The 23,337-nt window shown below is 40.3% G+C and carries 19 protein-coding genes; 8 read left to right on the top strand and 11 right to left on the bottom strand.

Annotated elements, in window-relative coordinates; all coding sequences use genetic code 11:
• Positions 1 to 154 precede the first annotated feature (154 nt).
• The gene (locus H9648_RS14595; RefSeq protein ID WP_186320657.1) at positions 155 to 1,507 is read right to left on the bottom strand and encodes an L-cystine transporter; all 1,353 of its coding nucleotides are present in this window, start codon (positions 1,505 to 1,507) and stop codon (positions 155 to 157) included.
• A 386-nt stretch (positions 1,508 to 1,893) separates the two neighbouring features.
• Between H9648_RS14595 and H9648_RS14590 the strand changes: the two genes are divergently transcribed.
• Together H9648_RS14590 and H9648_RS14585 are read left to right on the top strand one after the other, a co-directional pair.
• Complete coding sequence (locus H9648_RS14590; RefSeq protein ID WP_191754530.1) at positions 1,894 to 2,055, top strand: hypothetical protein; 162 nt, start codon at positions 1,894 to 1,896, stop codon at positions 2,053 to 2,055.
• Positions 2,056 to 2,196: 141 nt separating this feature from the next.
• Positions 2,197 to 3,753: an ABC-F family ATP-binding cassette domain-containing protein gene (locus H9648_RS14585; protein ID WP_191754529.1), complete on the top strand. Its 1,557-nt coding sequence runs from the start codon at positions 2,197 to 2,199 to the stop codon at positions 3,751 to 3,753.
• Positions 3,754 to 3,806: 53 nt separating this feature from the next.
• Here H9648_RS14585 and H9648_RS14580 read toward each other — a convergent pair whose 3' ends face one another.
• Together H9648_RS14580 and H9648_RS14575 are read right to left on the bottom strand one after the other, a co-directional pair.
• Complete coding sequence (locus H9648_RS14580) at positions 3,807 to 4,784, bottom strand: nuclease-related domain-containing protein (RefSeq protein ID WP_191754528.1); 978 nt, start codon at positions 4,782 to 4,784, stop codon at positions 3,807 to 3,809.
• 266 nt (positions 4,785 to 5,050) lie between these two features.
• Positions 5,051 to 6,961, bottom strand: a complete 1,911-nt coding sequence (locus tag H9648_RS14575; RefSeq protein ID WP_191754527.1) for an ABC-F family ATP-binding cassette domain-containing protein — start codon at positions 6,959 to 6,961, stop codon at positions 5,051 to 5,053.
• A 419-nt stretch (positions 6,962 to 7,380) separates the two neighbouring features.
• On the opposite strand from H9648_RS14575, the gene putP reads away from it, so the two are divergent.
• Positions 7,381 to 8,856, top strand: coding sequence for a sodium/proline symporter PutP (gene putP / locus H9648_RS14570; RefSeq protein ID WP_191754526.1), 1,476 nt, complete (start codon positions 7,381 to 7,383; stop codon positions 8,854 to 8,856).
• A gap of 39 nt (positions 8,857 to 8,895) precedes the next feature.
• Here putP and fni read toward each other — a convergent pair whose 3' ends face one another.
• From fni to H9648_RS14555, 3 genes are read right to left on the bottom strand one after another with little or no spacing between them, the layout of a single operon-like run.
• Positions 8,896 to 9,939 (bottom strand): type 2 isopentenyl-diphosphate Delta-isomerase, encoded by a 1,044-nt coding sequence (fni, locus tag H9648_RS14565; protein WP_225218909.1) that lies wholly within the window; start codon positions 9,937 to 9,939, stop codon positions 8,896 to 8,898.
• On the bottom strand, positions 9,899 to 10,444 hold the full coding sequence (locus tag H9648_RS14560; protein ID WP_191754524.1) for a glycosyl-4,4'-diaponeurosporenoate acyltransferase CrtO family protein: 546 nt from the start codon (positions 10,442 to 10,444) through the stop codon (positions 9,899 to 9,901). The genes fni and H9648_RS14560 overlap by 41 nt, the downstream gene beginning before the upstream one ends.
• The gene (locus H9648_RS14555) at positions 10,445 to 11,548 is read right to left on the bottom strand and encodes a glycosyltransferase family 2 protein (RefSeq protein ID WP_191754523.1); all 1,104 of its coding nucleotides are present in this window, start codon (positions 11,546 to 11,548) and stop codon (positions 10,445 to 10,447) included.
• A gap of 258 nt (positions 11,549 to 11,806) precedes the next feature.
• Here H9648_RS14555 and H9648_RS14550 point away from each other — a divergent pair, with 258 nt between their 5' ends.
• The 5 genes from H9648_RS14550 to H9648_RS14530 all read left to right on the top strand — a co-directional run bounded on the left by H9648_RS14550 (position 11,807) and on the right by H9648_RS14530 (position 17,367).
• Entirely contained in the window at positions 11,807 to 13,312 is a 1,506-nt protein-coding gene (locus tag H9648_RS14550; protein WP_191754522.1) for a phytoene desaturase family protein, read from the top strand.
• A 2-nt stretch (positions 13,313 to 13,314) separates the two neighbouring features.
• Positions 13,315 to 14,154, top strand: coding sequence for a carotenoid biosynthesis protein (locus H9648_RS14545; protein ID WP_191754521.1), 840 nt, complete (start codon positions 13,315 to 13,317; stop codon positions 14,152 to 14,154).
• A 5-nt stretch (positions 14,155 to 14,159) separates the two neighbouring features.
• On the top strand, positions 14,160 to 15,266 hold the full coding sequence (locus H9648_RS14540) for a glycosyltransferase family 2 protein (RefSeq protein WP_191754520.1): 1,107 nt from the start codon (positions 14,160 to 14,162) through the stop codon (positions 15,264 to 15,266).
• Positions 15,263 to 16,753, top strand: a complete 1,491-nt coding sequence (locus H9648_RS14535) for a phytoene desaturase family protein (protein WP_191754519.1) — start codon at positions 15,263 to 15,265, stop codon at positions 16,751 to 16,753. Before H9648_RS14540 ends, H9648_RS14535 begins: the two co-directional genes overlap by 4 nt.
• A gap of 110 nt (positions 16,754 to 16,863) precedes the next feature.
• Positions 16,864 to 17,367, top strand: coding sequence for a GNAT family N-acetyltransferase (locus H9648_RS14530; RefSeq protein WP_191754518.1), 504 nt, complete (start codon positions 16,864 to 16,866; stop codon positions 17,365 to 17,367).
• A 373-nt stretch (positions 17,368 to 17,740) separates the two neighbouring features.
• On the opposite strand, the gene H9648_RS14525 is transcribed toward H9648_RS14530, so the two are convergent.
• From H9648_RS14525 to H9648_RS14505, 5 genes are all read right to left on the bottom strand, one after another.
• Positions 17,741 to 18,583 (bottom strand): phytoene/squalene synthase family protein, encoded by an 843-nt coding sequence (locus H9648_RS14525; RefSeq protein ID WP_191754517.1) that lies wholly within the window; start codon positions 18,581 to 18,583, stop codon positions 17,741 to 17,743.
• 5 nt (positions 18,584 to 18,588) lie between these two features.
• The gene (locus tag H9648_RS14520) at positions 18,589 to 20,028 is read right to left on the bottom strand and encodes a phytoene desaturase family protein (protein ID WP_191754516.1); all 1,440 of its coding nucleotides are present in this window, start codon (positions 20,026 to 20,028) and stop codon (positions 18,589 to 18,591) included.
• The gene (locus H9648_RS14515; RefSeq protein WP_191754515.1) at positions 20,025 to 21,521 is read right to left on the bottom strand and encodes a phytoene desaturase family protein; all 1,497 of its coding nucleotides are present in this window, start codon (positions 21,519 to 21,521) and stop codon (positions 20,025 to 20,027) included. Before H9648_RS14515 ends, H9648_RS14520 begins: the two co-directional genes overlap by 4 nt.
• Before the next feature lie 279 nt (positions 21,522 to 21,800).
• Complete coding sequence (locus H9648_RS14510) at positions 21,801 to 21,959, bottom strand: hypothetical protein (RefSeq protein ID WP_191754514.1); 159 nt, start codon at positions 21,957 to 21,959, stop codon at positions 21,801 to 21,803.
• Between the two features lie 43 nt (positions 21,960 to 22,002).
• A complete protein-coding gene (locus H9648_RS14505; protein ID WP_191754513.1) occupies positions 22,003 to 23,274 on the bottom strand; it encodes an ATP-binding protein in 1,272 nt (423 codons plus the stop codon).
• Positions 23,275 to 23,337: the final 63 nt, after the last annotated feature.

Here is a 23,337-nt window from a genome sequence, read left to right as displayed (position 1 = left end):
GAGACTTCTTTCATTGGTAAAGAGTCTTGAGCTTTTTAAAAGTTCAGTTTTTACTTTTTACCCTAAATACAGCCAACATACACCTGCCTATGTAAATTTTTCAAATAAAAAACGACCTTGTCTATTTAAGACAAGATCGTTATTCCTTAAACGTTTATGCACTCACTTCAACTTGATTTTCTGTGTCATTGTAAACATTTGTATCAAGCTGATTTTGAACTTTACTTGTTAATAGTCCTGATGTCATCGAACCACTTACGTTAACAGCGGTACGACCCATGTCGATCAATGGCTCAACTGAGATCAATAGACCTGCTAAAGCGATAGGAAGATCCATTGCGGAAAGTACAAGTATCGCCGCGAACGTTGCTCCACCACCAACACCTGCTACACCGAACGAACTTAGTGCTACGACTACTACCAATGTCAACAAGAATGATGGAGACAATGGATCGATTCCGACCGTAGGAGCAATCATTACGGCTAGCATCGCTGGATAGATTCCAGCACAACCGTTTTGTCCGATCGAAAGGCCGAATGAACCTGAGAAGTTTGCGATTCCGTCAGGCACACCCATGCTCTTTTGCGTACGAATATTTAATGGAAGTGCACCTGCACTCGTACGAGAAGTGAAAGCAAAGGATAGTACCGGGAAAGATTTTTTCATATAAGTAATCGGGTTTAAACCTGCAAATGTTAAAAGTAATAAGTGAATGCCGAACATGATCAGCAAAGCTACATATGAAGCAATTACGAACTTACCTAGCTTTGCGATTGCATCCATATCACTTAGTGCAACTGTTTTCGTCATTAGCGCAAGAACCCCATATGGAGTTAGACGAAGAATCAACGTTACTACTCGCATGATAACCGCATAAAACGCATCAACAATTTTAGCAAAAAGTTCTGCATGCTCCTCTTGCTTGCGTTTGACTCCAAGATAAGCCACGCCTAGGAATGCAGCAAAGATAACTACAGCGATCGTAGAAGTCGGTCGAGCTCCTGTAAAATCTAAGAATGGGTTAGCAGGTAATAATGAGAGAACCTGTTGCGGAAGCGTCAGATCTTTTACCTCTGCAAACGTACCTTCCATCTGCTCACCACGAGCCGTCTCTGCATCTCCTTGCTCGATCTGTACCGCTTCGAGATCGAAAACAGTAGAAGTTGCAATTCCGACAACCGCTGCAATTGCAGTCGTACCTATTAAGATTCCTATGATCAATCCACTAAGTTTTCCAATGTTTCCTTTTAAGTTCAGACGCGTAAACGCTGAAAGGATAGAAATAAACACGAGTGGTACAACGATCATTTTTAAGAACGTTACATAACCACCGCCGACTAGATTGAACCAGTCAGTCGATTTAGCAGCGACCTCAGAGTCCGCTCCATATCCGTACTGAAGTCCGAGTCCGAACAAAATCCCGAGACCGAGCCCCGTAAAAACACGCTTCGAGAAAGAAACGTGCTTTTTTTGCATGTAATACAAAACACCCAATAATATAAGCATAATAGCAATATTCGATAAAACTAAACCAGTAGTCACCTACAAGCCCCCCTTTAGTTAACTAAATTAAATTAATACAATTAAACCCATCTGTCAAGTAGGGATTACCAGTAGAAAGTTTTTGGCTGCCACCTCCTCACACAAAAAAAGACAAGCTTTTAATCAAAGTAAGCGCGTCATTAGTGTGTATATGCTTTAGTCACAGATGAAATATTTAGTTGTGATACAGATATATTCAACTTAAAACTAAGATATGCTTGTTTTTGTAACAAATTCTTATGACTTGGTACCAAATTGAATCTCGACGCTTGTCATATCAGTGATGAAATGATTCATAAATACATGTGTATGTGGGCAAAATACCTTTAAAGAGATGAGGAGTGAAAAATATGGCACGCGGAAAATCGTTCGGACATAAAAAACAAGGTCATCCGGGAAGATTTCCTGATAACACCCTTCAAAATCGACTGGTTGAAAAGTCGGATGAAACAGATTCAGTGAACCTTGTAACAAAAGAAGCATTTAAGAACCGAACTGGTGAACAGGAATAGATAAAATTACGGGCGCTCTTGGAAAATCTTCCATGGGTGCTTTTTCTTTTTTAAGATTACGTATGCACCTATTGAGTTCCTTCCCCATTCAATACTATAATCAAGAGGGTACAAATTACTGACAGAAAAGGTGTTATATAGATGAGTATTTTAACGGTGCAAGGCTTAAGCCATGGTTTCGGCGATCGTGCCATATTTAATAATGTTTCTTTCCGCCTGCTTAAAGGTGAGCACATCGGTTTGATCGGTGCAAACGGTGAAGGTAAATCAACGTTTATGAATATTATTACAGGTAAATTAAAGCCTGACGAAGGTAAAGTAGAGTGGGCTAAAAAGGTGCGTGTCGGCTATCTTGATCAGCACACGGTTCTCCAAAAAGGCATGTCGATCCGCGATGTGTTGAAGAGCGCGTTTCAATACTTGCTCGACATGGAAAACGAAATGAACAGCATGTACGAAAAAATGGGTGAAGCAACACCTGAAGAGCTTGAAAAGATGCTTGAAGATGTTGGTGTCATTCAAGATACATTAACAAACAACGATTTTTACGTGATCGATGCTAAAGTTGAAGAAATCGCGCGTGGACTTGGTCTTGATGATATCGGTTTAGACCGTGACGTACATGATTTAAGTGGTGGACAGCGTACGAAAGTATTGCTTGCTAAGCTTTTATTAGAAAAACCAGAGATTTTATTGCTGGATGAGCCGACAAACTATCTGGATGAGCAGCATATTGAGTGGCTGAAGCGTTATCTGCAGGAGTACGAAAATGCGTTCATCTTGATCTCGCATGATATTCCATTCTTAAACAGCGTTATCAACTTGATCTATCACATGGAAAATCAAGAGTTGAACCGTTATGTAGGAGATTACGATCACTTCAAATCTGTTCATGAGATGAAAAAATCTCAGTTGGAGGCAGCATTTAAGCGTCAACAGCAAGAGATTGCAGGATTGAAGGATTTCGTTGCACGTAATAAAGCACGTGTTTCCACTCGAAACATGGCAATGTCTCGACAAAAGAAACTCGATAAAATGGATGTTATTGAACTCGCTAAAGAAAAGCCAAAGCCAGAGTTCAATTTTAAAGAAGCACGCACACCAAGCAAGCTGATCTTTGAAACGAAAGACCTAGTTATCGGATATGACGAGCCACTTTCTAAACCATTGAACCTTCGAATGGAACGTGGTCAAAAAATTGCTTTAGTCGGTGCGAACGGTATAGGTAAAACAACGTTACTTCGCAGTATTCTTGGTGAAATCACGCCTGTTTCAGGTTCCGTTGAGCGCGGTGAAAACCTAGAGATCGGTTATTTCGAGCAAGAAGTGAAGTCAGCGAACTATAATACATGTATCGATGAGATCTGGAGCGAATTCCCTGGTTTCTCTCATCATGAAGTCCGTGCTGCTCTTGCGAAGTGTGGTCTAACGACAAAGCACATCGAGAGTAAAGTAGAAGTGCTGAGTGGTGGAGAAAAAGCGAAGGTTCGTCTTTGTAAACTCATCAACCACGAAAACAATGTACTGGTTCTCGATGAGCCGACAAACCATTTAGACGTAGAAGCAAAAGACGAGTTAATGCGTGCCTTGAAGGCTTTCAAAGGCAGTGTGCTGTTGATTTCCCATGAACCTGAATTTTATAAAGAAGTTGCAAATGACGTCTGGAACTGTGAAAGCTGGACGACGAAGGTGTTTTAAGTAAATCTGTTGGCTAGCCCTCATCTTTGGATGGGGGTTTTTTATTTGGGAGTTTATTTTGGTAAAGGGATGGTATAGGTTGCGGCTTTTCTTGAGCCAGTCGGCTTCAGTTTCATACTATAGAGGAGTTTTTTTACGGATGACTGTGATTGCATGTGGAGAAACAAGCGTACATCTTTGTTTTTGACCACAGGACTAAACAAAAGTGCATAATCAATGATTGCTTTTTTATGAGCATCCATATAAGTTTTGGAGCACCTTGTACACAACCAGTTTCGTTTTATTCTAATTAATGTGATTTGAGTACAGTTCGGACAAAAAACACCTGTTAAAATTTCATTGCGATGAATATTGAACAATTTTAGAATGTCAGGATTATGCGAAGTATGTTCTTTTAAAAGCAGAGAAGAAATTCTTTTTATATCTCGCTTTTGAAGAATAACTTCAGATTCTAACTTTTCAATTTCTTTGATTTTGCTAGGTAAGGTCCTACCTCTTATAATTTTTTGTGCGTTTGATCCGTACTTTGGGGAGATTCGAATATAAGATTTTGGATTCGTGATTACAACTAGGGTATGAATCGGTATTAAAGGACATTTGTGTCTAAATAGCCAATGAGACAAATGTTTCTTTTGTATTCCAACTTGATTTACAGGGTCTGGAAAAGTTTCATCTAGCCCTTCTCTAGTACGCACAATCTGATCATATTGATGATCAAAATATAAATTCCCTATTAAGTTCTTAACTTCAATTATGATACAAAATCTTGGGTGGAGAATTAATGCGTCTAGTTGGAAAAAAAGTTGATTGTTATCGTATCTGGGGATTCGCAAATCGTGGAAAATGTGGTAATTATCCTTTTGTAGTTCAGAAAGGTAATAATCTAGCGTTAACTCTCCTCTAAAGCCTGCTAAGTATTTTCTATAGTTGCTTTCAATATTTTGTATTTGAGAATGGCTTGGGAGAATTCTTTCTAATAAAACTTCAAATTTTAATAGTTTAAGCGGTTTGGTTCTAGTTTTTTTAATCACTTTATCACTTCCTCTTATACTTGGACATGAACAGTTGATTCGCTAACTATGGTGTAGAATCCTTTTTTAGTAATAGATATTTTTATAGGCCCTAAATTTGTTTTTATAGGCCCTAAATTTCTATTTATGGGCCTTAAAAAAATTTTATGGTCCTTCAAGTAATTTTATAGGCCATCAACATCATTTATAGGCTTTTCGACAAATAACGGCAACCGCCTCTCCCCACAAAGAAACACCCCCTGCTAACGCAAGAGGTGTCCACCCAATCAACTATTCAGCTCTTCCACTAACAGAGAGAGCTCTTCCCATCGCTCCATCGCGGCTTCAAGCTCGTTCTCTACTTTTTTCTGCTCAGCCATAAGCTCGCTGATTTTGCCAAAATCGCTTCCTGCGGCAACAATTTCTGCTTCATAATGCTCTTTTTTCTCTTCTAAGTTCATGATTCGTTCTTCAATCGTATCCCAATCTTGCTGATCTTTGTATGACAGCTTTTTCTTCTTTTCTTTCCGATGCTGTGTAGGAAGTTCCGTCACTTCTACAGAAGAAGTCTCTTTCTTCACCGCAGCGGCCCGTTCATCACGTTCTTTCTTCTCGTCCATATAGTCCGAATAGCTGCCTTGAAACCTTACAACTTTTGCATTCCCTTCAAATGCCAGAAGATGATCGACTACACGGTCTAAAAAGTAGCGGTCATGGGAAACAGTCAATACTACGCCAGGAAAGTTTTCTAGATACTCTTCTAAAATCCCTAGCGTTTGAATGTCCAGGTCGTTTGTCGGCTCATCCAAAAACAGCACGTTCGGCTCTTCCATTAACACTTTTAGCATGTACAAGCGGCGTTTCTCTCCACCAGATAACTTGCGAATATACGTATACTGCATATAGCGAGGAAACAGGAACCGTTCGAGCATCTGTTCAGCCGTAATCGTCTGGCCATCTACTGTTGTGATGACCTGTGCCGTTTCTTTAATATAATCGACTACGCGCAAGTTGCCGTCGAGCTCTTCATGATCTTGTGTGTAGTAGCCGATCTTAACCGTTTCCCCTACTTCAACGGAACCTGAATCAGGAGTCATTCTGCCTGCTAACATATTTAACAAAGTAGTCTTCCCGCTTCCGTTCGGCCCGATGATCCCAAGTCGTTCACCCGGAACAATTAAATAATCCAGGTCTTTAACTAGCTCTTTTCCGTCTAAACTTTTACTCAACCCTTCAACTTCGATCACTTTTTTCCCAAGTCGTTGAGATCCGATCGCAAACTCAACAGAGCCTTTCACTCCTGGACCTGTTTCTTCTTGCAAAGTTTCAACTCGTTGAATTCTAGCTTTCTGTTTTGTAGTTCGGGCTTTTGCACCACGGCGTAACCACGCTAATTCACGGCGAAGTGTGTTTTGTCGCTTATCTTCGTTCTGAAGGGCGATTTCTTCACGTTCAGCCTTTTTCTCTAAGTACGTTTCGTAATTTCCCTCATAGACATAAAGTTTTCCATTATCGAGCTCAAAGATGTTGTTAGTTACGCGGTTTAGGAAATAACGGTCATGGGTAACCATTAATAAGGCGCCTTTATAGTTTCCTAAGAACGTTTCCAGCCATTCGACCGTTTCATTATCAAGATGGTTTGTAGGCTCATCCAAAATCAGCAGATCTGCAGGTTGAATGAGTGCTTTTGCGATCGCCACACGCTTCTTTTGCCCACCGCTTAAATGCTTCACTTGACGAGAAAAGTCACGAAGACCAAGCTTTGTGAGCACCGTTTTTGCGATAGTGTTTGCTTCCCATGCCTCATTTTCATCCATCTTTTGCTGACTGTTCATCAAACGCTTCAGTTTCTTTTCGTTTGACGGATCAGATTCTAGATCAAGTAAGGCTTGTTCATATTCACGCATCGTCTTCATGATGAGAGAATCTCCGAAATAAATTTGATCTAAAACGGATAACTCTTCGTCTAGTTTAGGTTCTTGTGCCACATACTCGATCTGAAAAGTATTTGCATGTGATAGTGTTCCTCGTTCGGCTGGCTCGAACCCAGCTATTGCTTTCAATAATGAGGACTTACCTGTGCCATTCGGTCCGATGAGCCCGATTCTTTGCTTGTCGCTGATCGAAAATGTGATATCGTCGAACAGCGTTTTTTCACCATATGTTTTATATAAATTTTCAACTAATAAAATACTCAAAACCATATCATTCCTTAGGCTAATGTCTTTGCATTCTATTGTAGCTTAACCCTGTCAGAATAGCATCTTTCGGTTATGATTTGCATTCTTTTTGGAATTTTTGTTATAGTGTTAAACATGTTCTGAAAAGAAGTGGGCACGTTTTTTGCTCAAAACGGATGCCACCTATTTTCAATTCACACATCGGCTTTGCTTTTTTCTTGTAGTTGATGCTGGGTTCTCAATTAATCCGGCAAGTTTTTAATGCGTTTATTCACCGCGCTTTTGACTTCAAGTTTTTTTCTGCTATTCCTCGCAAGCTCTTTTTGCAAATAAAAAGCTCTAAGAAACAACCTGCCAACTTTTTCATAAACAAGTCATCCGTTGAGCAAACTAACATGACCCATTTCATGAAAAAAGAAAAGGAGAGAAATTTTTACATGCAAACAGGAGTTATTATTTCTTTAGTTATTTACATGGCCGGTATGCTTTATATCGGGTACTGGGCTTACAAAAAAACATCTGATTTAAATGACTACATGTTGGGTGGAAGAGGATTAGGTCCTGCAGTTACTGCACTTTCAGCCGGAGCATCAGATATGAGTGGTTGGATGATGATGGGTATTCCAGGTGCGATGTTCACTGACGGGATCAGTTCAATTTGGATCTCTGTAGGACTCGCTGTCGGTGCTTATCTAAACTACATTCTTGTAGCACCTCGTCTTCGTACGTATACGGAAGTCGCAGATGATTCCATTACCATTCCTGATTATCTTGAAAATCGTTTTAACGATACACAAAAGATCCTACGTATCGTTTCAGGACTCGTAATTATTATCTTCTTCACACTTTACGCATCTGCTGGACTTGTATCTGGCGGTAAGCTGTTTGAAAGTGCATTCGGTACAACTTATCTAACTGGTATGTTGATTACGGTTGGGGTAGTTGTAGCTTATACACTATTTGGTGGTTTCCTTGCAGTAAGTTGGACGGATTTTGTTCAAGGGTGTATCATGTTTGTCGCATTGATCTTAGTGCCCATCGTTGCATTTACAGATATCGGTGACACGCAAACAGTTATTGATACGGTTCGCGGGGTTGACCCTTCGCTTCTTCAAGCAACAAAAGGTTTGACCACTCTTGGGTTGATATCGTTTTTAGCTTGGGGATTAGGTTACTTTGGACAACCTCATATCATTGTTCGTTTTATGGCGATCACATCTGTAAAAGAAATTAAAACAGCAAGAAGAATCGGTATGAGCTGGATGATTGTGTCTCTTATCGGTGCATCTCTCACAGGATTGATTGGTGTTGCTTGGTTTGCAAGAGAAGGAAGAGAACTTGCTGATCCTGAAACAGTATTTATCGAATTTGCGAACCTGTTGTTCCACCCGCTAATTACTGGTTTCTTATTAGCAGCGATTCTAGCTGCAATCATGAGTACGATCTCTTCTCAGTTATTAGTAACATCCTCTTCTGTAACAGAAGACTTTTATAAGCAATTCTTAAAGAAAGATGCTTCTCAGAAGGAACTCGTTATGATCGGCCGTATTGCGGTACTTATTGTAGCCGTAATCGCTGTATTGTTGTCATTGAACCCTAGTGATACCATTCTTAGCCTTGTAGGTTATGCATGGGCAGGATTTGGTTCGGCATTCGGACCACTTATTCTGTTAAGTCTCTTCTGGAAGAAGATGACGAAGTGGGGTGCTTTAGCGGGTATCATCGTTGGTGCTGTTACAGTTCTTACGTGGGTACAGTTCCCAGACCTTAAAGAACAAGTGTATGAGATGATTCCTGGATTCTTCTTAAGCTTAATCGCAATTCTTATTGTGAGCTCATTAACGAAAAATCCATCTAAAAAGGTTCAAAACCAATTTGATGACATGGAAGAAACACTTGATGATCTAAAATAATGTAAACTAAAAGCGTTCCTGAATACAGGAGCGCTTTTTTTATACCTTCTTAAGAAGTCGATCTGAATGTGCGAGTTCTTCTATACGACCTGCACCTATACCAAACATGGCCGCACGCATCTCAAATTCGATTCGTTCCATCTGTACGAGGAGCGCCTCAACATCATTTTCTACAGCTGATGGCAGAAGAAGTCTACCAAAGCCAGCAAGATTAGCACCTAGAGCAATCGATTTTGCCGCATCAACACCGTTTTTGAGCCCCCCACTTGCAATCAATGGAGTGGAAAAATTATTCTTCCTAACCGCGAGGATGCTTTCAGCAGTCGGCAGTCCCCAGTCTAGAAAAGCTTCCGCTGCTTCTTTTCGAATGCTGTCGTTTGAACGATAGCTCTCTACCTGTATCCATGACGTTCCACCTGCACCAGCTACATCAATAAATTGAATTCCTGCGGATGTAAGGCGGTCAGCCGTTTTTTCGTCAATTCCCATTCCTACTTCTTTCACACCGACTGGCACATGGAGAGAATTTGCGATTTCTTCAATCTTAGAAAGCAAATGAGAAAAGTTCGTATCTCCTTCTGGCTGAAACACTTCTTGCAATGTGTTTAAGTGGAGTACAAGCATATCTGCTTCAGCCATCTCAACTGCCTGTCTACACTGATCGATCCCAAAATCATAATTGAGCTGAACCGCTCCAATATTTGCGATGATCGGAATATCAGAAGCATACTTCCGAATCTGAAACGTATAAGCAAGATCCTCGTTCTCAACCGCAGCCCTCATTGAACCTAGGCCGAGCGCCCATCCTTTTTCTTGAGCTGCCATCGCTAACTGTTGATTTATTTGATAGGCAGTTTCTGTTCCACCTGTCATGGAAGAAATCAAAAAAGGTGTCCGCATCTGTTTATTTAATAATGTGGTTGAAAGTGAAATTTCATCAAATGATAGTTCGGGCAATGCGTTAGGTATGAATCGATAGTTTTCAAGCCCCGTCGTAATGTTCTTACCTTCAACGTCTTCATTTAAACTAATTCTAATATGTTCAGTTTTCCGCTTTTCCGTAAGGTCCTTCGAAATATCCAACAATTTTCCTCCTCTTTCGTTCTAGTGTCTTATTCTTGAGATCCAGTATTCGATTCAGCCTGAACCTGTTATATCTCTGGATAAATATAAAAGGAAGATTAAACAGAACGGCATACGCGATCATGATGTTGCCGATCCAAACAGGGTTCCACAAGAAAAACAATAGAGCTGGTGGCATAGACAGCCAATGTGTTAGTTCTGCACGACGTGTTTCTGCTAAAAAACGGGATAAATACTCTAGGGAATCTCCTTCTAGTGTTTTCTTCGCGAATCCTCCCCTATAAAAATCACCACCATCTGGCAGTATGGTTTTCCACTTACGTATTCCTATTTTTTCATACCATCCTCCACTGTTTTCCCAACCAAAAGCTGAATCCCATCTGCTCTCTTTTGTAAAGTTAGAAAAAGGAATTCGATGAATGATATAAGCCACAGTTAAGTGAAAGATGAGCCAGGCAAGTATATTAATCACTACCGTCCAAAACGGAGAAAGTTCAATCAGCATTTACGCATCTCCTTTTTCAGAAACCGAGATTTCTCTACCTTTCCACTTTACTTCTTTTTTGATCATACTCAAAATGAAAGACCAGATGTACACTACAGAAAAAAACAAGAAGTGCAGCGGGTGTGATAGAACTGAAAGTATTGAATTCGTTCCTATTTTCTTCATTAAGGTCTTAATCTGAATCGCATAAAGCAGATAGAAGACTCCCCACATCAAAACTTCGTAAGATTCTTGAACCAACAAGAAAGGAAGCTGAATGGCTAGACTTATTCCTCCTGTAATCCATGCCACTGTCAACACTAAGGGCATGAGTGGCGTTTTCGCTGAACCAAGTGCGAAGCTTTTACACCATCCTAAAAATAGTGCAGTTAGTCCTTCTGAATACATTCTGAAATAAACCGCATTGTATCCTGAGAAACAAGTAACGTTTACATCTTGTTTCATAGCTACTCTGCCCATTTCCATATGTTCAAGAACTTGATGTCTAATCCCTTCATGACCACCTATCTCTGTATACGTTTCTCGGTCGACCATAAGACACGGCCCAAACGCACCAGCAGGTTTCTTATTGAATAGCGTAAAACATTGCATGGCGGCCATTACGATCATGTTAAATAGAGAAGAAAATTTCTCTGAAACACTCTTCATCTGATGAAAAGGTTGAACACTAATCAATCCCCCGCTTCTTTCCCATTCACCACACAAGCGTTCAATTCCGTCTTTCTCTATTTCTAGATCTGCATCTAAAAATAACAATAAAGAGCCTGTAGCATGTTCTGCTCCATTCCAGCATGCCCATGGTTTTCCTAGCCAACCGCTTGGAAGACGTTCGGGCTTTACAACGGTAACACCAAATTCACGAGCGACTTCTTCTGTTCGATCCTCAGAATCATCGTTAACAACAATTACTTCATGAAGCTTCATACTTTGGTTGCTCAATGTAGGCAATAATTTTTTTAAGTTTGCTTCCTCATTCCTTGCGGGAATAATAACTGAAACAGAATGTGGTTCATGAGGACCTTTAGAACTTAGAGTGCGTATATGCCATAGCATGAACCATCCACAAAGCCACATGATTGATAGATACAAAATGGTAGAAAGCATGTCGACTGTCTCCTTTAGAAAAAAGTTGTAGTTACAGCTTGGGCTTTGTATTCTTTTTTCAAACAATTCTTAAAAAAAGAGGAGTTTTTATATTCAGTCAAGAACTGAAAATAAAGAATGACTTTATGAATATGTTGAAAAAGCGTTCAATAATTTTACAATGGTTGTACATAAACTATACAATACAGAGGAACAGTCGTACAGCAACAGCTAAGAAACAACCTTAACCTTTCATTCCCAATACCGAGGAGGATTTTGATGAAGAAAAAAGTGTTAGTTGTAGGCGGCGGACTTGGCGGCCTATCAGCAGCTCTTCGATTAGCAGCTGATGGACACGAAGTAACTGTACTCGAAAAAAATGAACGTATCGGCGGCAAATTGAATCAGCGTTCTGGAAAAGGCTATACCTTTGATACAGGGCCATCTATCTTAACAATGCCATGGGTGCTTGAACAGCTGTTTGAATCTGCAGGAAAGAATATCCACGATTACATAAACATCCAGCGTATCGAGCCACAGTGGAGAACGTTCTTTGAAGATGGCACGGTTATTGATGTGACGAGTGACCTGCCAGAGATGCTGAAAGAAATCAGTAAAGTAAATCCGCAAGACGCTGCTTCATTCTTTAAATATCTAGATTATTGCAGCCAAATGTACGAACTTAGCATGAAGAGTTTCTATAAGAAAAGTTTAACTGGATTAAACGATCTGCGCACTCTTCACAGCTTTAAAGAACTTCTCGCAATGGATCCTGTAAAATCAATGGACCAAGCAACGAAAAAGTTCATTAAAGACAAACACCTTCAACAACTATTTAATTTCTTCATCATGTATATCGGTTCCTCCCCTTATCAGGCACCAGCTGTTCTTTCTCAGCTGATACACGTTCAGCTCGGCCTTGGTATTTATTATGTGGAAGGCGGAATGTACAAAATTGCTGAATCGATCTTAAGTGTTTTAAACGAATATAACGTTGTTGTTCGAACGAATCAAAAAGTAGTAGGTATCTTAACAGAAGGTACTACGGCTAAAGGGGTAAAACTTGAGAACGGCGAAGAGATGTATGCAGATATCGTTGTTTCTAACTTAGAAGCCATCCCAGCATACAAGACGCTTCTCTCAAATCATCCGCAGGCTAAAAAAGCGGCTGAAGATCTCAGTAAATACGAACCTACTGTTTCAGGTCTTGTCTTATTGCTTGGAGTTGATAAGAAGTACGATGAGTTTGCGCATCACAATTTCTTCTTCTCACAAAGTCAGGAAAGAGAATTCGATCAGATCTTTAACACTGGTATTCTTGCAGACGACCCAACCGTTTATGTGGGAATTTCTTCAAAAACCGATCCAACTCAAGCACCTGAAGGTAAGGATAACTGGTTCGTCCTGACGCATGTACCACCCCTTAAAGAAGGCGAAACGTGGGAAAGCAACCTTGAGAGCTATCGTGAGCTTGTCTTGAACAAACTTGAGCGCATGGGAGCTAAGGACCTACGCCAGCACGTGGAGTGGGAATACACGTTTACACCTGACACTTTAAAAGAACTGTACGGACCGAACGGAGGCTCTATCTACGGCATTCGAACAGACCGCAAGATGAACGGCGGATTTAAGATTCCGAGCAGAAGCAATCAGTTTACAAATCTATATTTCGTTGGCGGCTCTACACACCCTGGCGGCGGCGTTCCAATGGTAACTCTATCAGGACAGCTGACTGCTGATTTAATAGGAGAAGATTTAAAAAATGTTTCAAAGGAGATCGGGTAATATTGCAACCAGCACAGAAGCATGGAACCATCGATAAAGTACTTTTTCGGTTCTTTATCTTTTGGTACAGCGTAGGATTAATACTTCTTGTTTTTGATATTCTCCCTCCGGCTCTTGAGTGGGCAAACAGTGTGTTTTTAATCGCATGCGGTGTTCTTGGAGGATTTTACTTTTATCGAACGTACGGTAACTTTGGCGCTATCTTTACTTTATTCGTTCTGTTCGGAAGTATCGTAGCAGAGAGTATCGGCGTCAAGACCGGTCTAATTTTTGGTCAGTATAATTATAGCGACCAGCTCGGTCTACAATGGTTAGGCGTCCCAGTTGCCATCGGATTCGCGTGGGTGATGATTTTAGCCGTCTCTCACGCGATCGCTGGTGGAATCGTTAAACCATTTAAAGGTCAAACAGCTATAAAAGTACCACTCTATGTTGTTACAGGTGGCCTGATCGCTGTTGTCATGGATGGGATAATCGATCCTGTCGCTTACCTTGTTAAAGGTTACTGGTTCTGGGATGGCTCAGGGATATATTACGGAATACCGTTGCAAAACTTTGTTGGCTGGTTTCTTTTGGCTAGCTTCTTTCATATCACTTTAGTAACAGGATTGAATATAACGAAAAAAACGGAGACAACACCGCATCCTTATTGGCATTTTCGCACGATCGCTGTGTTTTTGATGGTCACGAGCATGTTTGTCTTACTAGGATTAACATCAGAGCTGTATCTGGCGTCAATCGGTGTGTCTTTCGCTAGTATCATCCTGTTGAGTTTATATCGCTACAATAATCAATCAGTCTCTGTTAATAGTGATATGGCTTACAGCCCAGGAAAAAGGTGATATTCATGGTTCTCATTTTTATTACAGCTGCCCTACTTTTTTTAGCAGCTACTATAATGAATAGTTTCTTTTTACCCTCTCTAAAAAAGCCCTCTCCAGGGGCTTCTCATACAGAGAGGGTTGCTGTTTTTGTACCGATGCGCAATGAAGAAAAAAATGTAGCTGGACTGGTTGCCACCTTAAAAGAACTGTCGTATCGTCATATATCCTTTTCTATTTTAGATGATCATTCAGATGATGATACATATAACTCTTTGTTGAAGCACATAGATGGCGACAGCCGTTTTACCGTTCTACAAGGAAGGAAGCTTCCTGCTGGTTGGGCTGGTAAAGTTCATGCCTGTCACCAGCTTAGCCAAAGTACAACAGGTGATTATCTCTTATTTATCGATGCGGACGTTCGCCTCCATCCTAATACGATCGAGACTTCACTGACACTATTGAAAAAGCGGAAAGCTAGTCTTTTATCTGGGTTCCCAAATTTTCCTGTAACTTTATTTTTTGAAAAACTGATTGTCCCGATGCAGCACTTTGTTATTTTATTTCATCTTCCGCTTCTTTTTGCAAACTTTACAAAATGGCCGCCAGCAACAGCGGCACACGGTGCATTCATGTTGTTTAAGAGTAAGGAATACCACGCCATTGGTGGTCATGCTAGCATAAAAAACTCTTTAGTTGATGATGTGGATTTGGCTAAAGCTATGAAGCGAGGGCGTCATGAGGTTGTACTCGCTAACGTAACGAAATATGTATCGTGTTTCATGTATCACAGTAATAAAGAAGTGTGGAACGGATTTACAAAGAACCTGTTTCCTGGATTAGGTCGTTCCATCTTTCTCGTTGTTTTTTTATCTTTTTTTTACACCGTATTTTACATAGCACCTTTGTTTTTATTCATATATGGCATACTCACTGAGCAATTGCTATGGATGCTGCCCTATTTGATCACGGTCATCCAAAAAGCATATGTCGACCTCTTAACGGGACAAAAAGCTTACCTTGCCTTCACTATGCCGTTATCTGCGATCGGTTTGGTCGTGCTTGTGAATGCATCGATGTGGAAAGGACTTAAAAAGCAAGGCTACGAATGGAAAGGACGTTCTTATCAATGAGAAAAATAGCAATTGTCGGCGGCGGCCTTGGCGGATTATCTGCAAGTATCTCTCTTGCTAGTAATGGTTGTGAAGTGCACATATATGAAAAAAACGAACATTTTGGCGGGAAGCTGATGCCTGTTTCTTTAGGTTCTCACACGTTTGATTTCGGACCGAACACCATTACGATGCCTCAAATATTTGACGGGGTATTTCAGGATGCCGGTGAGGATCCTAGAGACTATTTTGAGTGGATCAAATTAGATACGCATACTCGTAATATTAGCAGCAATGGCGAAATTTTTGAGATGTCGACCGATGTGGATCATGTGATGAATCAATTAAAGGAACTCGACCCATATGCGGCACAACGATATTCAGATTATCTTGCAGAAGTGACTCGTTTGTATCATCTAGCAGAGAAAGAATTTTTCCCTAGGACTTTTACGAGTATGAAAGATTATCTTTCTCCCTCACTGTTTAATGCTTTTACGAAAGTGAGACCGCTGCAATCCATGGACAGCTTTCATCGTAAATATTTTAATCATCCGCTATTGCTGCAAACCTTTAATCGCTATGCAACTTACATAGGGTCATCCCCCTTTCAAGCACCTGCTACGTTCTCTTTGATCGCTTATCTAGAGATGATTCAAGGCGTATATTACGTAAAAGGCGGCAACGTAAAGATTGCTGAAAGTATGGTTCGCCTAGCAAAAAAGCTTGGGGTACATATGCATTTAGGTGTTGAAGTGAAAAAAATTAACGTTAGTAACGCTGAAGCGAAATCTCTGAGCCTTTCAAATGGAGATGAAGTAGAGTTCGATGCTGTCGTGATGAATGGAGATCTGCTCGAAGCGTACCCTAAACTCGTAGAAGAACGCTACAGACCATCTATGAAAAATAAAAAGGTCGAGAGCTACTCTCCTTCGATTTCTGCGTTTGTTCTTTTAGTCGGACTAAACAAACGCTTAGATAATCTGTTGCATCATCAAGTGTATTTCTCGAGCGATTACAAACGAGAATTCGAAACGTTATTCAACGGAGAATATCCCGATGATCCAACCATCTATATTTCAAATTCTTCTGTAACCGATCCATCCGTTTCCCCTGACGGAGACAACCTGTTCATATTGGTAAATGCACCACATATACGAGCTGCTTCTTCTAAAAGCCTCGATGATTATGAGCAATACAGAGATTTAGTATATGACCGTCTAGAGTCGTTCGGTCTACATATTAGGCCGCATATACTGCATGAGAAGATGATAACTCCTCACGACATACAAGCTAAGTTTGGAGCATTTCGAGGGGCATTATATGGTATATCAGCGAATGAACGTAAGAACACGTTCCTCCGCCCTTCTAATCGCTCTAAAGACATCCGCAATTTGTATTTCGCTGGAGGTACAACCCATCCTGGAGGCGGCTCCCCGATGGTCATCATGAGCGGCCGCAATGTCGCCCGCGAACTGCTGAAGGGGTCAGTCCCCAAACAATTATCATAAATCAATGAAAACGAGCAAACGCCCGAAGCGTTTGCTCGTTTTTGAATTCATCTTTCATACTCTTTCCATTTTGTGGTACACTAATTTTCAAAAACATTGGGGGATATTGCATGGAAGTCCGTCTCTTAAAACCTGAAGATGCAAAAGCTTATTGGGAGCTTCGACTTGAAGCATTAAAATCAAATCCAGAAGCGTTTGCTTCAAGCTATGAAGAAGCGATTAGAAGAAAAGATCCACTAAAGGAAGTAGCGAGCAGATTACAAGAAGAAGGCAGCTATACGTTCGGCATGTATGATGAAGATCAGTTGATCGGCAATGTAACGTTAGTCCAGGAAAAAGCTTTAAAAATGCAGCACCGCGGCAACATTTATGCCATGTACGTAAGCGCTAATAACCGTAAAGCAGGTGTCGGTCGCTCTTTGATGAAAACCGTTATTGAACATGCAAAACGTATACCTGTTCTTGAAAAACTGAACTTAACAGTTGAAGCTAACAATGAAAAAGCAAAGAACCTTTACACTTCACTCGGTTTCAAAACATATGGATATGAAGAAAAAGCCCTTAAAGTAGATGATCAGTATCACGATGAAGAACACATGGTGCTGTTTTTATAGTATTGTTTAAAGTTTTTCCTTTTCAAGAGTATTTTTCTATGAATTAAACTGTCTTTGTCCATTTAGCTCCTTAAATGTAAACTGTTTTTGCACCTGTAACCGCTGTATGGATATACCATCTAGGGTATGCAACCCGTTATTACTAGAAATTTCACCTATAATTCTAGTAATTATTGAATTAATACGGCGAGATTCGGCCAGAATACGGCGAGTTTTGCACATATATCGGCGAGTCGACATTATTCGACTCCTGACACACTGCTCTATACCCCTCTCCCCAGAACTTGACCAACTAAAACAGAAACTTAGAAATTCAAAAAGAGCTGACAACACAGGCAACGACCTGTTTATCAGCTCTTTTACAAGTATCAGGCTATTTCACAGCAATCTGCTTCAACAGATCCCCTTTTTCAGCACTTGATACAAACACTCTTCCGCTAAACACTTTATAATTCTGTTTACGAACCTTGTTCAGAATCTCACGGTAATAGATCGCTGCTAGCTGGACAGGCATTCTTGATTCGATCGGATAGTGCTCTAGCGTTTCATTAAATTTTGCATAAAAGACTTCCGCACGAAGCGCTATACTCTCCCATGCCGCAATAAAGCGATCATCAACGATTTCCTTTTTCAAATCTTCTTCTGTATAGCTGTGTTCAGCCATCACTTTCGCTGGAACATACACTCTGTCACGATCTAAATCTTCTGCGATATCCCGTAATACATTCGTAAACTGCATGCCGATCCCAAGTGCGATCGCTCCTTCGCGAAGCCGATCTTTTTGTTCAGGAGCTAATATTGGTAATAGCATCAAACCAACTGTACTAGCAACATGATACGAGTAGTACTCTAATTCTTCCACCGTATCATAATGCGTCTTATACAGATCCATTTCTTGTCCTTTAACCATATCTAAAAAAGCTTGATGATCCATCTCAAAGTTTTGAAAAACATCCTGCAGTGCGATCCACATTGGCTCGGCTGCAGGAATTTTGCCGTTAAGAAACTGATTGAACTCTGCCTTAAAGACAGCTAGCTCTTTCTCGGGGCTATCTCCCTCATCTACAATATCATCTACCGTTCTGCAAAATGAGTACACGGCCCAAACGGCACGTCGCTTTTCTTCTGGTAAGTATGAAAATGCTTTATAAAAGGTTTTAGAATGAACTTTAATGATCTCTTCACAATAAAAATACGATTCCTGAACCGTTACCAACTGTTTCACGCCCTTTCAAGATATTTGGCTAGATGTTTTGCACTCTGCATAACGATGGGAACTCCTCCACCTGGATGGATCGATGCACCTACCGCGTACAGATTTTCATATGGAAGAGGTTTAATCTGTGGTCGAAACACACCAGATTGTTTTAAAGTAGGCGCAATACCAAAACTGCCTCCTTGGTAAAGCCCATCTGTAAGTGCATCGTTAGGTGTTCGAATTTCGCTCCACACGATAGAATCCTTCAGCCCTGGATATCCTCGTTTTTCCAATGAATGAATAATAAAATCTGCATAACTTTGTTTCTCTGACTCCCAATCTACCGTGTCTCCTGAAGGAACCGGAACAAGTACGTATAATACGCTTTTTCCTTCTGGCGCGAGTGTTGGGTCTATCTTTGAAGGATAGAACGTATAAATAGCTGGATCCTGAGGCAGCTTCTTTTGTAAAAACACTTCTTGCATATGTTCATCGAAGTGATCAGTCATAAAGAACTGATGAACATCCGCCTCATCATACATTCTGTCTAGGCCAAGATATAAAAGGAAACAACCAGAAGAAGATTCGTAGTTTTTCTTGACCGGCTTTGGTCCTGGAATGAGATGGTGAATACCAGGAAAATCACCATTATAAATGACCATGTCATGCAGATGAGTACCTTCTTTTGTCACAACCCCGTTACACGAGTTGCTTTGCAACGACAACGCTTCTACAGGGGTGCTCAAACGGATCTCCACACCTTGCTCGACTAGCTTTCTTTGGAGCAAGTCTACTACACTTCCATATCCGCCTTTTACATACCAGATCCCGTGAGCATGTTCACTAAATGGCACGAGCGAATACATGGCGGGGGAGTTTTCAGGTGATCCTCCGATATACAAGGTTTGAAACGAAAAAGCTTCCTGCATTCTCGGATGACTGAAATACGCTTCTGCTAATTTTTTTACAGATTGATAAGCTTTTAGTTTTGTAAGTGTGTGCAGGTTTTTCGGTGTCCAGAAATCTCTTCGGTTTACAAATGAACGATCTAAGAAGGCCGTTTTCCCTTGATGAAAACGCTCGTACATATCCGTTACGTAACGTAAGAACCCTTGCTCTTCTCCTGGAAACATTCTCTTAATCTCGTTAAGCTGTCCAGGCAAGTCACTCGTTTTATAAAAATGAGATCCATCTGGATAATTCAACTTATACATCGGACTGCACAAGATCAGCTCTAGTTCCTCACGCTCAATGCCAACCTCACTTAAAATCTCATAGATCATTTCAGGAAGCAGCACGATTGTAGGACCGCTATCAATTTTGTATCCTTCCTTTTCAAAAAAGTTCAGCCTGCCGCCAAGTCTGGAACTTTTCTCGTAGATCGTAACCTCTTTACCTTGTTTTCTTAAGTAGAGTGCTGTAATTAAGCCACCAATACCTCCGCCAACAATTCCAGCATTCATACGGATCGAACCTCCATTGCATCATGTTTCTCTGCCATCATGGTTGTTGTGATACGGGCTGATTCCATGATCGTAGGAAGACCGCTTCCCGGATGAGTACCACCGCCTACTAGCCATAATCCTTCGATTTCTTTTTGTTTATTATGTGGCCTAAAATACATCATCTGGGTTAATTGATGACCAAGGTTAAACGTTGCACCTTTGTAAACTGAGAGTTTGTTTTCCCAATCAAGCGGCGTGAACATATATTCTGTTTCGATATGCTGATCCAAATCTTTAAAATCTGTTCGTTCTTGAAGCTGCTCTAGAACTAGCTTTTTAAAATCATGCTTATGATGCTCCCAATCGATCAAGCTAAAATTGTTAGGAACAGGGGCTAAGATGTAAAGCGCTGATTTTCCTTCAGGAGCAAGAGTTGGATCTGTTACGGAAGGATTATGAATATAGATGGAAGGATCTTGAGACAAAATCTTCTTCTTCGTAATCTCTTCAACATTCTTGCGATAATCTTCAGAAAAAACAATTGTATGATGCGGAAGGTCGTATTTCTTATCCACACCCACGTAAAGCATAAATGCAGAACAAGAATAGCTCTTCTTCATCAATTTATCGCTCGTGTATTTTTTTGTAGATCCTTCAGGCATCAACTTTTCCATCGCATGAGCGAAGTCCGCATTAATCACTACTTCATCCGCAAACACTTTTTCACCTGAATCGAGTTGAAGTCCCTTCACTCTGCCTTTTTCAATAATGAGCTCTTTTACACCTGATGAAGTGACTACTTCACCACCGTACTCTTTAATTACTTTAACCATTGCCTCTGTAATTTTGTTCACACCGCCTACAGGATGATAAACCCCGTATGCGTGTTCCATATAAGAAAGAATCGTAAACGCACCCGGACATTCCCAAGGAGACATGCCCAAATATTTTGCCTGAAACGTAAAGGCGAGTCGGAGTCTTTCATCTGAAAAATACTTTGATAGTTGATCGTGCAATGAATTCGTCACCGTTAACTTCGGCAAAGCTTTTATAAATTTAAGCTGTAAATAATCCAACAAAGAATCATGCTTATTTTGTAAGATGGGCATGAGTGCTTCGAACTTCTCTTTTTCTTTCTTCATAAAACGTCGATAGCCTTCACCGTTTCCAGGAAAGACAGCTTCAATATTCTGATACATGACAGATTGATCAGTTGTAGAATCAATCGTTGCATCTTTAAATTTCAGCTGATACATCGGTTCAAGTCTTTTTAACTCGATATAATCTTCTAAGCGTCGATCTGCAAGCTGAAACATTTCCTCCAAGATGTGAGGCATATTTAAAAAGGTTGGACCCCTATCAAACGTATAACCATCTTGATGAAAAGCAGAAGTACGCCCACCGATAAACGGTTGTTTTTCGTATACTGTCACTTGATATCCCTTACTGGCTAATAGCATTCCCGCAGTTAGACCACCAGGACCCGCACCAATTACAGCTACTGGTTTCATACATGCATACCTACCTTCTACTTTTACAAACTATATACAAAATATTATACAAAAATTATACGATGTGTGTTCTACGATTGGCAAATTTAAAAGATATAAAAAAGCACACTCAAAAAAAGATTCATTGATGTGTGCTTCTTCACATATGGTGTGTATGTAACTTCGACGAAAAAAATAGAAAACCTTCCTAAACAGTTAAATAAAATAAACTTTAAACATAAAACATAAAATGAGATAAATGACCAAAAAAGCCTGTAGATTCTACAGGCTTTCTGAACATCATTCTTTTGAATGTTTTTCTTTATGATTAAGATAGTCTTCTTCTTCATTTTTTGGCTTTTTCTTTTTAGCTTGGCGCACAATTAATATGACAATAATGACAACTAATAATAAGCTGACATTCAAAAAGCCTCCAAAAAACTTAAAGAGTTCATCCATGCTGCTTCACCTCTTCTCAGCATTTTCCCCTTTTTTGCGGTTTTTAAACCGGTTCTCTACTAAGAAGATGCGTGAGGGGCAGCGTGACACTGACTTTCGTACCTTTTCCTAACTTGCTCGTATAATCAACTCTTCCTCCCATTGATTCAATGATTCGCGTAGATACCATCGTCCCCAAACCAGTACCTTGCTCTTTGGTAGAAAAGAAAAGAGAACCTACACGCGCGAGCTGTTCTTTTGTCATTCCTTTACCCGTATCCCTCACAATAATCTTAACAGTGTCATCCTCTTCCATTAGTTTTATTGTCACACGCCCTTCTGTTGGCGTTGCCTCTACTGCATTTTTCAAAATATTTATAAGTGCTTGTTTTAACTGATTGCGGTCCGTAGTAATGACAGCGTCTGATTCAATAGTGTGTGTGAGCGAAATTCCTTCCTTTAACGCATAAGGATTTAAAAGAATACTTAATTCCATGACTAATAAAGGAAGAGGAAATGTTTCAATCTTTTTAAATTCAGGTTTGGCAAAGTTTAGATAATCACTAATAATATTTTCCGCTCTGCCTAATTCACTTAGGATGAGTGGATAGTAATGCTTATGCCGCTCGTCTTCACCTTCCATCAACTGAAGAAATCCTTTTACAACGGTTAGCGGATTACGAACTTCATGTGCGATGGATGCAGCGAGTTCCCCGAGCGTATGCTGTTTCTCTGAACGTCGAATCTCATCTTTCATCAAGTTTCTTTCAATGACAGATTCATTAAGAACAGCTGCGAATACAAAGGCTAAAATTTGAATCGTACCAAAAACAGCTATATATGACAGAAGTCTTTGATCAAATACTAAAAAATCATCCTTTTTGAAATAAATGTAGATAAAAAGGATTATCAACTGAACAAGCGTGGGCCAAGAACCTATGATAATTGAAAGGTAAACTCTTTTTTTCGGATTGGATTGCCAGAAGTAATTATAGATGAGAAAAGGTACGGCACAAGAAATAACTGCTGTAATATACGCTAAGAACAGGGTTTCACCACCCATAGCTGTTCTGGTTAGCATAAGAGCAGCAATCGTTATTACCCCTGATATCGGACCACCATAAAAAATAGACAGGACGACCGGAACATACCTTAGATCCCAGTACAGAGAGGAATCATAATAGGCAAAATACATACAGAGCGATGCGGCTGCTCCATATAACAGTCCTAAAAAATATGGAGACCTCCCTATTTTTCGATGTTCGAACAAAAAGCTATAGCTCAATACGGGCGCAAGAACAATTAATACATGTAAAAGCAGCTTTTCAACGATCATACTTTACTCCTTAGTCCTTTAGTGTCTTATGCTCTATCAATACGACAAAAAAAGGGTAATTCC

Origin of the sequence: Fictibacillus norfolkensis (assembly GCF_014836645.1) — a bacterium.
In the GTDB taxonomy this organism is placed as follows: Bacteria; Bacillota; Bacilli; order Bacillales; family Fictibacillaceae; genus Fictibacillus; species Fictibacillus norfolkensis.
The sequence above is the reverse complement of the archived record's forward strand: the minus strand, read 5'-3'. Positions and strand labels throughout refer to the sequence as shown.

Coding starts and splice junctions, on each gene's coding strand:
- H9648_RS14595 (WP_186320657.1), bottom strand. CDS start 1,507: ATGCTTATATTATTGGGTGTTTTGTATTACATGCAAAAAAAGCACGTT.
- H9648_RS14590 (WP_191754530.1), top strand. CDS start 1,894: ATGGCACGCGGAAAATCGTTCGGACATAAAAAACAAGGTCATCCGGGA.
- H9648_RS14585 (WP_191754529.1), top strand. CDS start 2,197: ATGAGTATTTTAACGGTGCAAGGCTTAAGCCATGGTTTCGGCGATCGT.
- putP (WP_191754526.1), top strand. CDS start 7,381: ATGCAAACAGGAGTTATTATTTCTTTAGTTATTTACATGGCCGGTATG.
- H9648_RS14560 (WP_191754524.1), bottom strand. CDS start 10,444: ATGCTGATTGAACTTTCTCCGTTTTGGACGGTAGTGATTAATATACTT.
- H9648_RS14555 (WP_191754523.1), bottom strand. CDS start 11,548: ATGCTTTCTACCATTTTGTATCTATCAATCATGTGGCTTTGTGGATGG.
- H9648_RS14550 (WP_191754522.1), top strand. CDS start 11,807: ATGAAGAAAAAAGTGTTAGTTGTAGGCGGCGGACTTGGCGGCCTATCA.
- H9648_RS14540 (WP_191754520.1), top strand. CDS start 14,160: ATGGTTCTCATTTTTATTACAGCTGCCCTACTTTTTTTAGCAGCTACT.
- H9648_RS14535 (WP_191754519.1), top strand. CDS start 15,263: ATGAGAAAAATAGCAATTGTCGGCGGCGGCCTTGGCGGATTATCTGCA.
- H9648_RS14530 (WP_191754518.1), top strand. CDS start 16,864: ATGGAAGTCCGTCTCTTAAAACCTGAAGATGCAAAAGCTTATTGGGAG.
- H9648_RS14520 (WP_191754516.1), bottom strand. CDS start 20,028: ATGAATGCTGGAATTGTTGGCGGAGGTATTGGTGGCTTAATTACAGCA.
- H9648_RS14515 (WP_191754515.1), bottom strand. CDS start 21,521: ATGAAACCAGTAGCTGTAATTGGTGCGGGTCCTGGTGGTCTAACTGCG.
- H9648_RS14510 (WP_191754514.1), bottom strand. CDS start 21,959: ATGGATGAACTCTTTAAGTTTTTTGGAGGCTTTTTGAATGTCAGCTTA.
- H9648_RS14505 (WP_191754513.1), bottom strand. CDS start 23,274: ATGATCGTTGAAAAGCTGCTTTTACATGTATTAATTGTTCTTGCGCCC.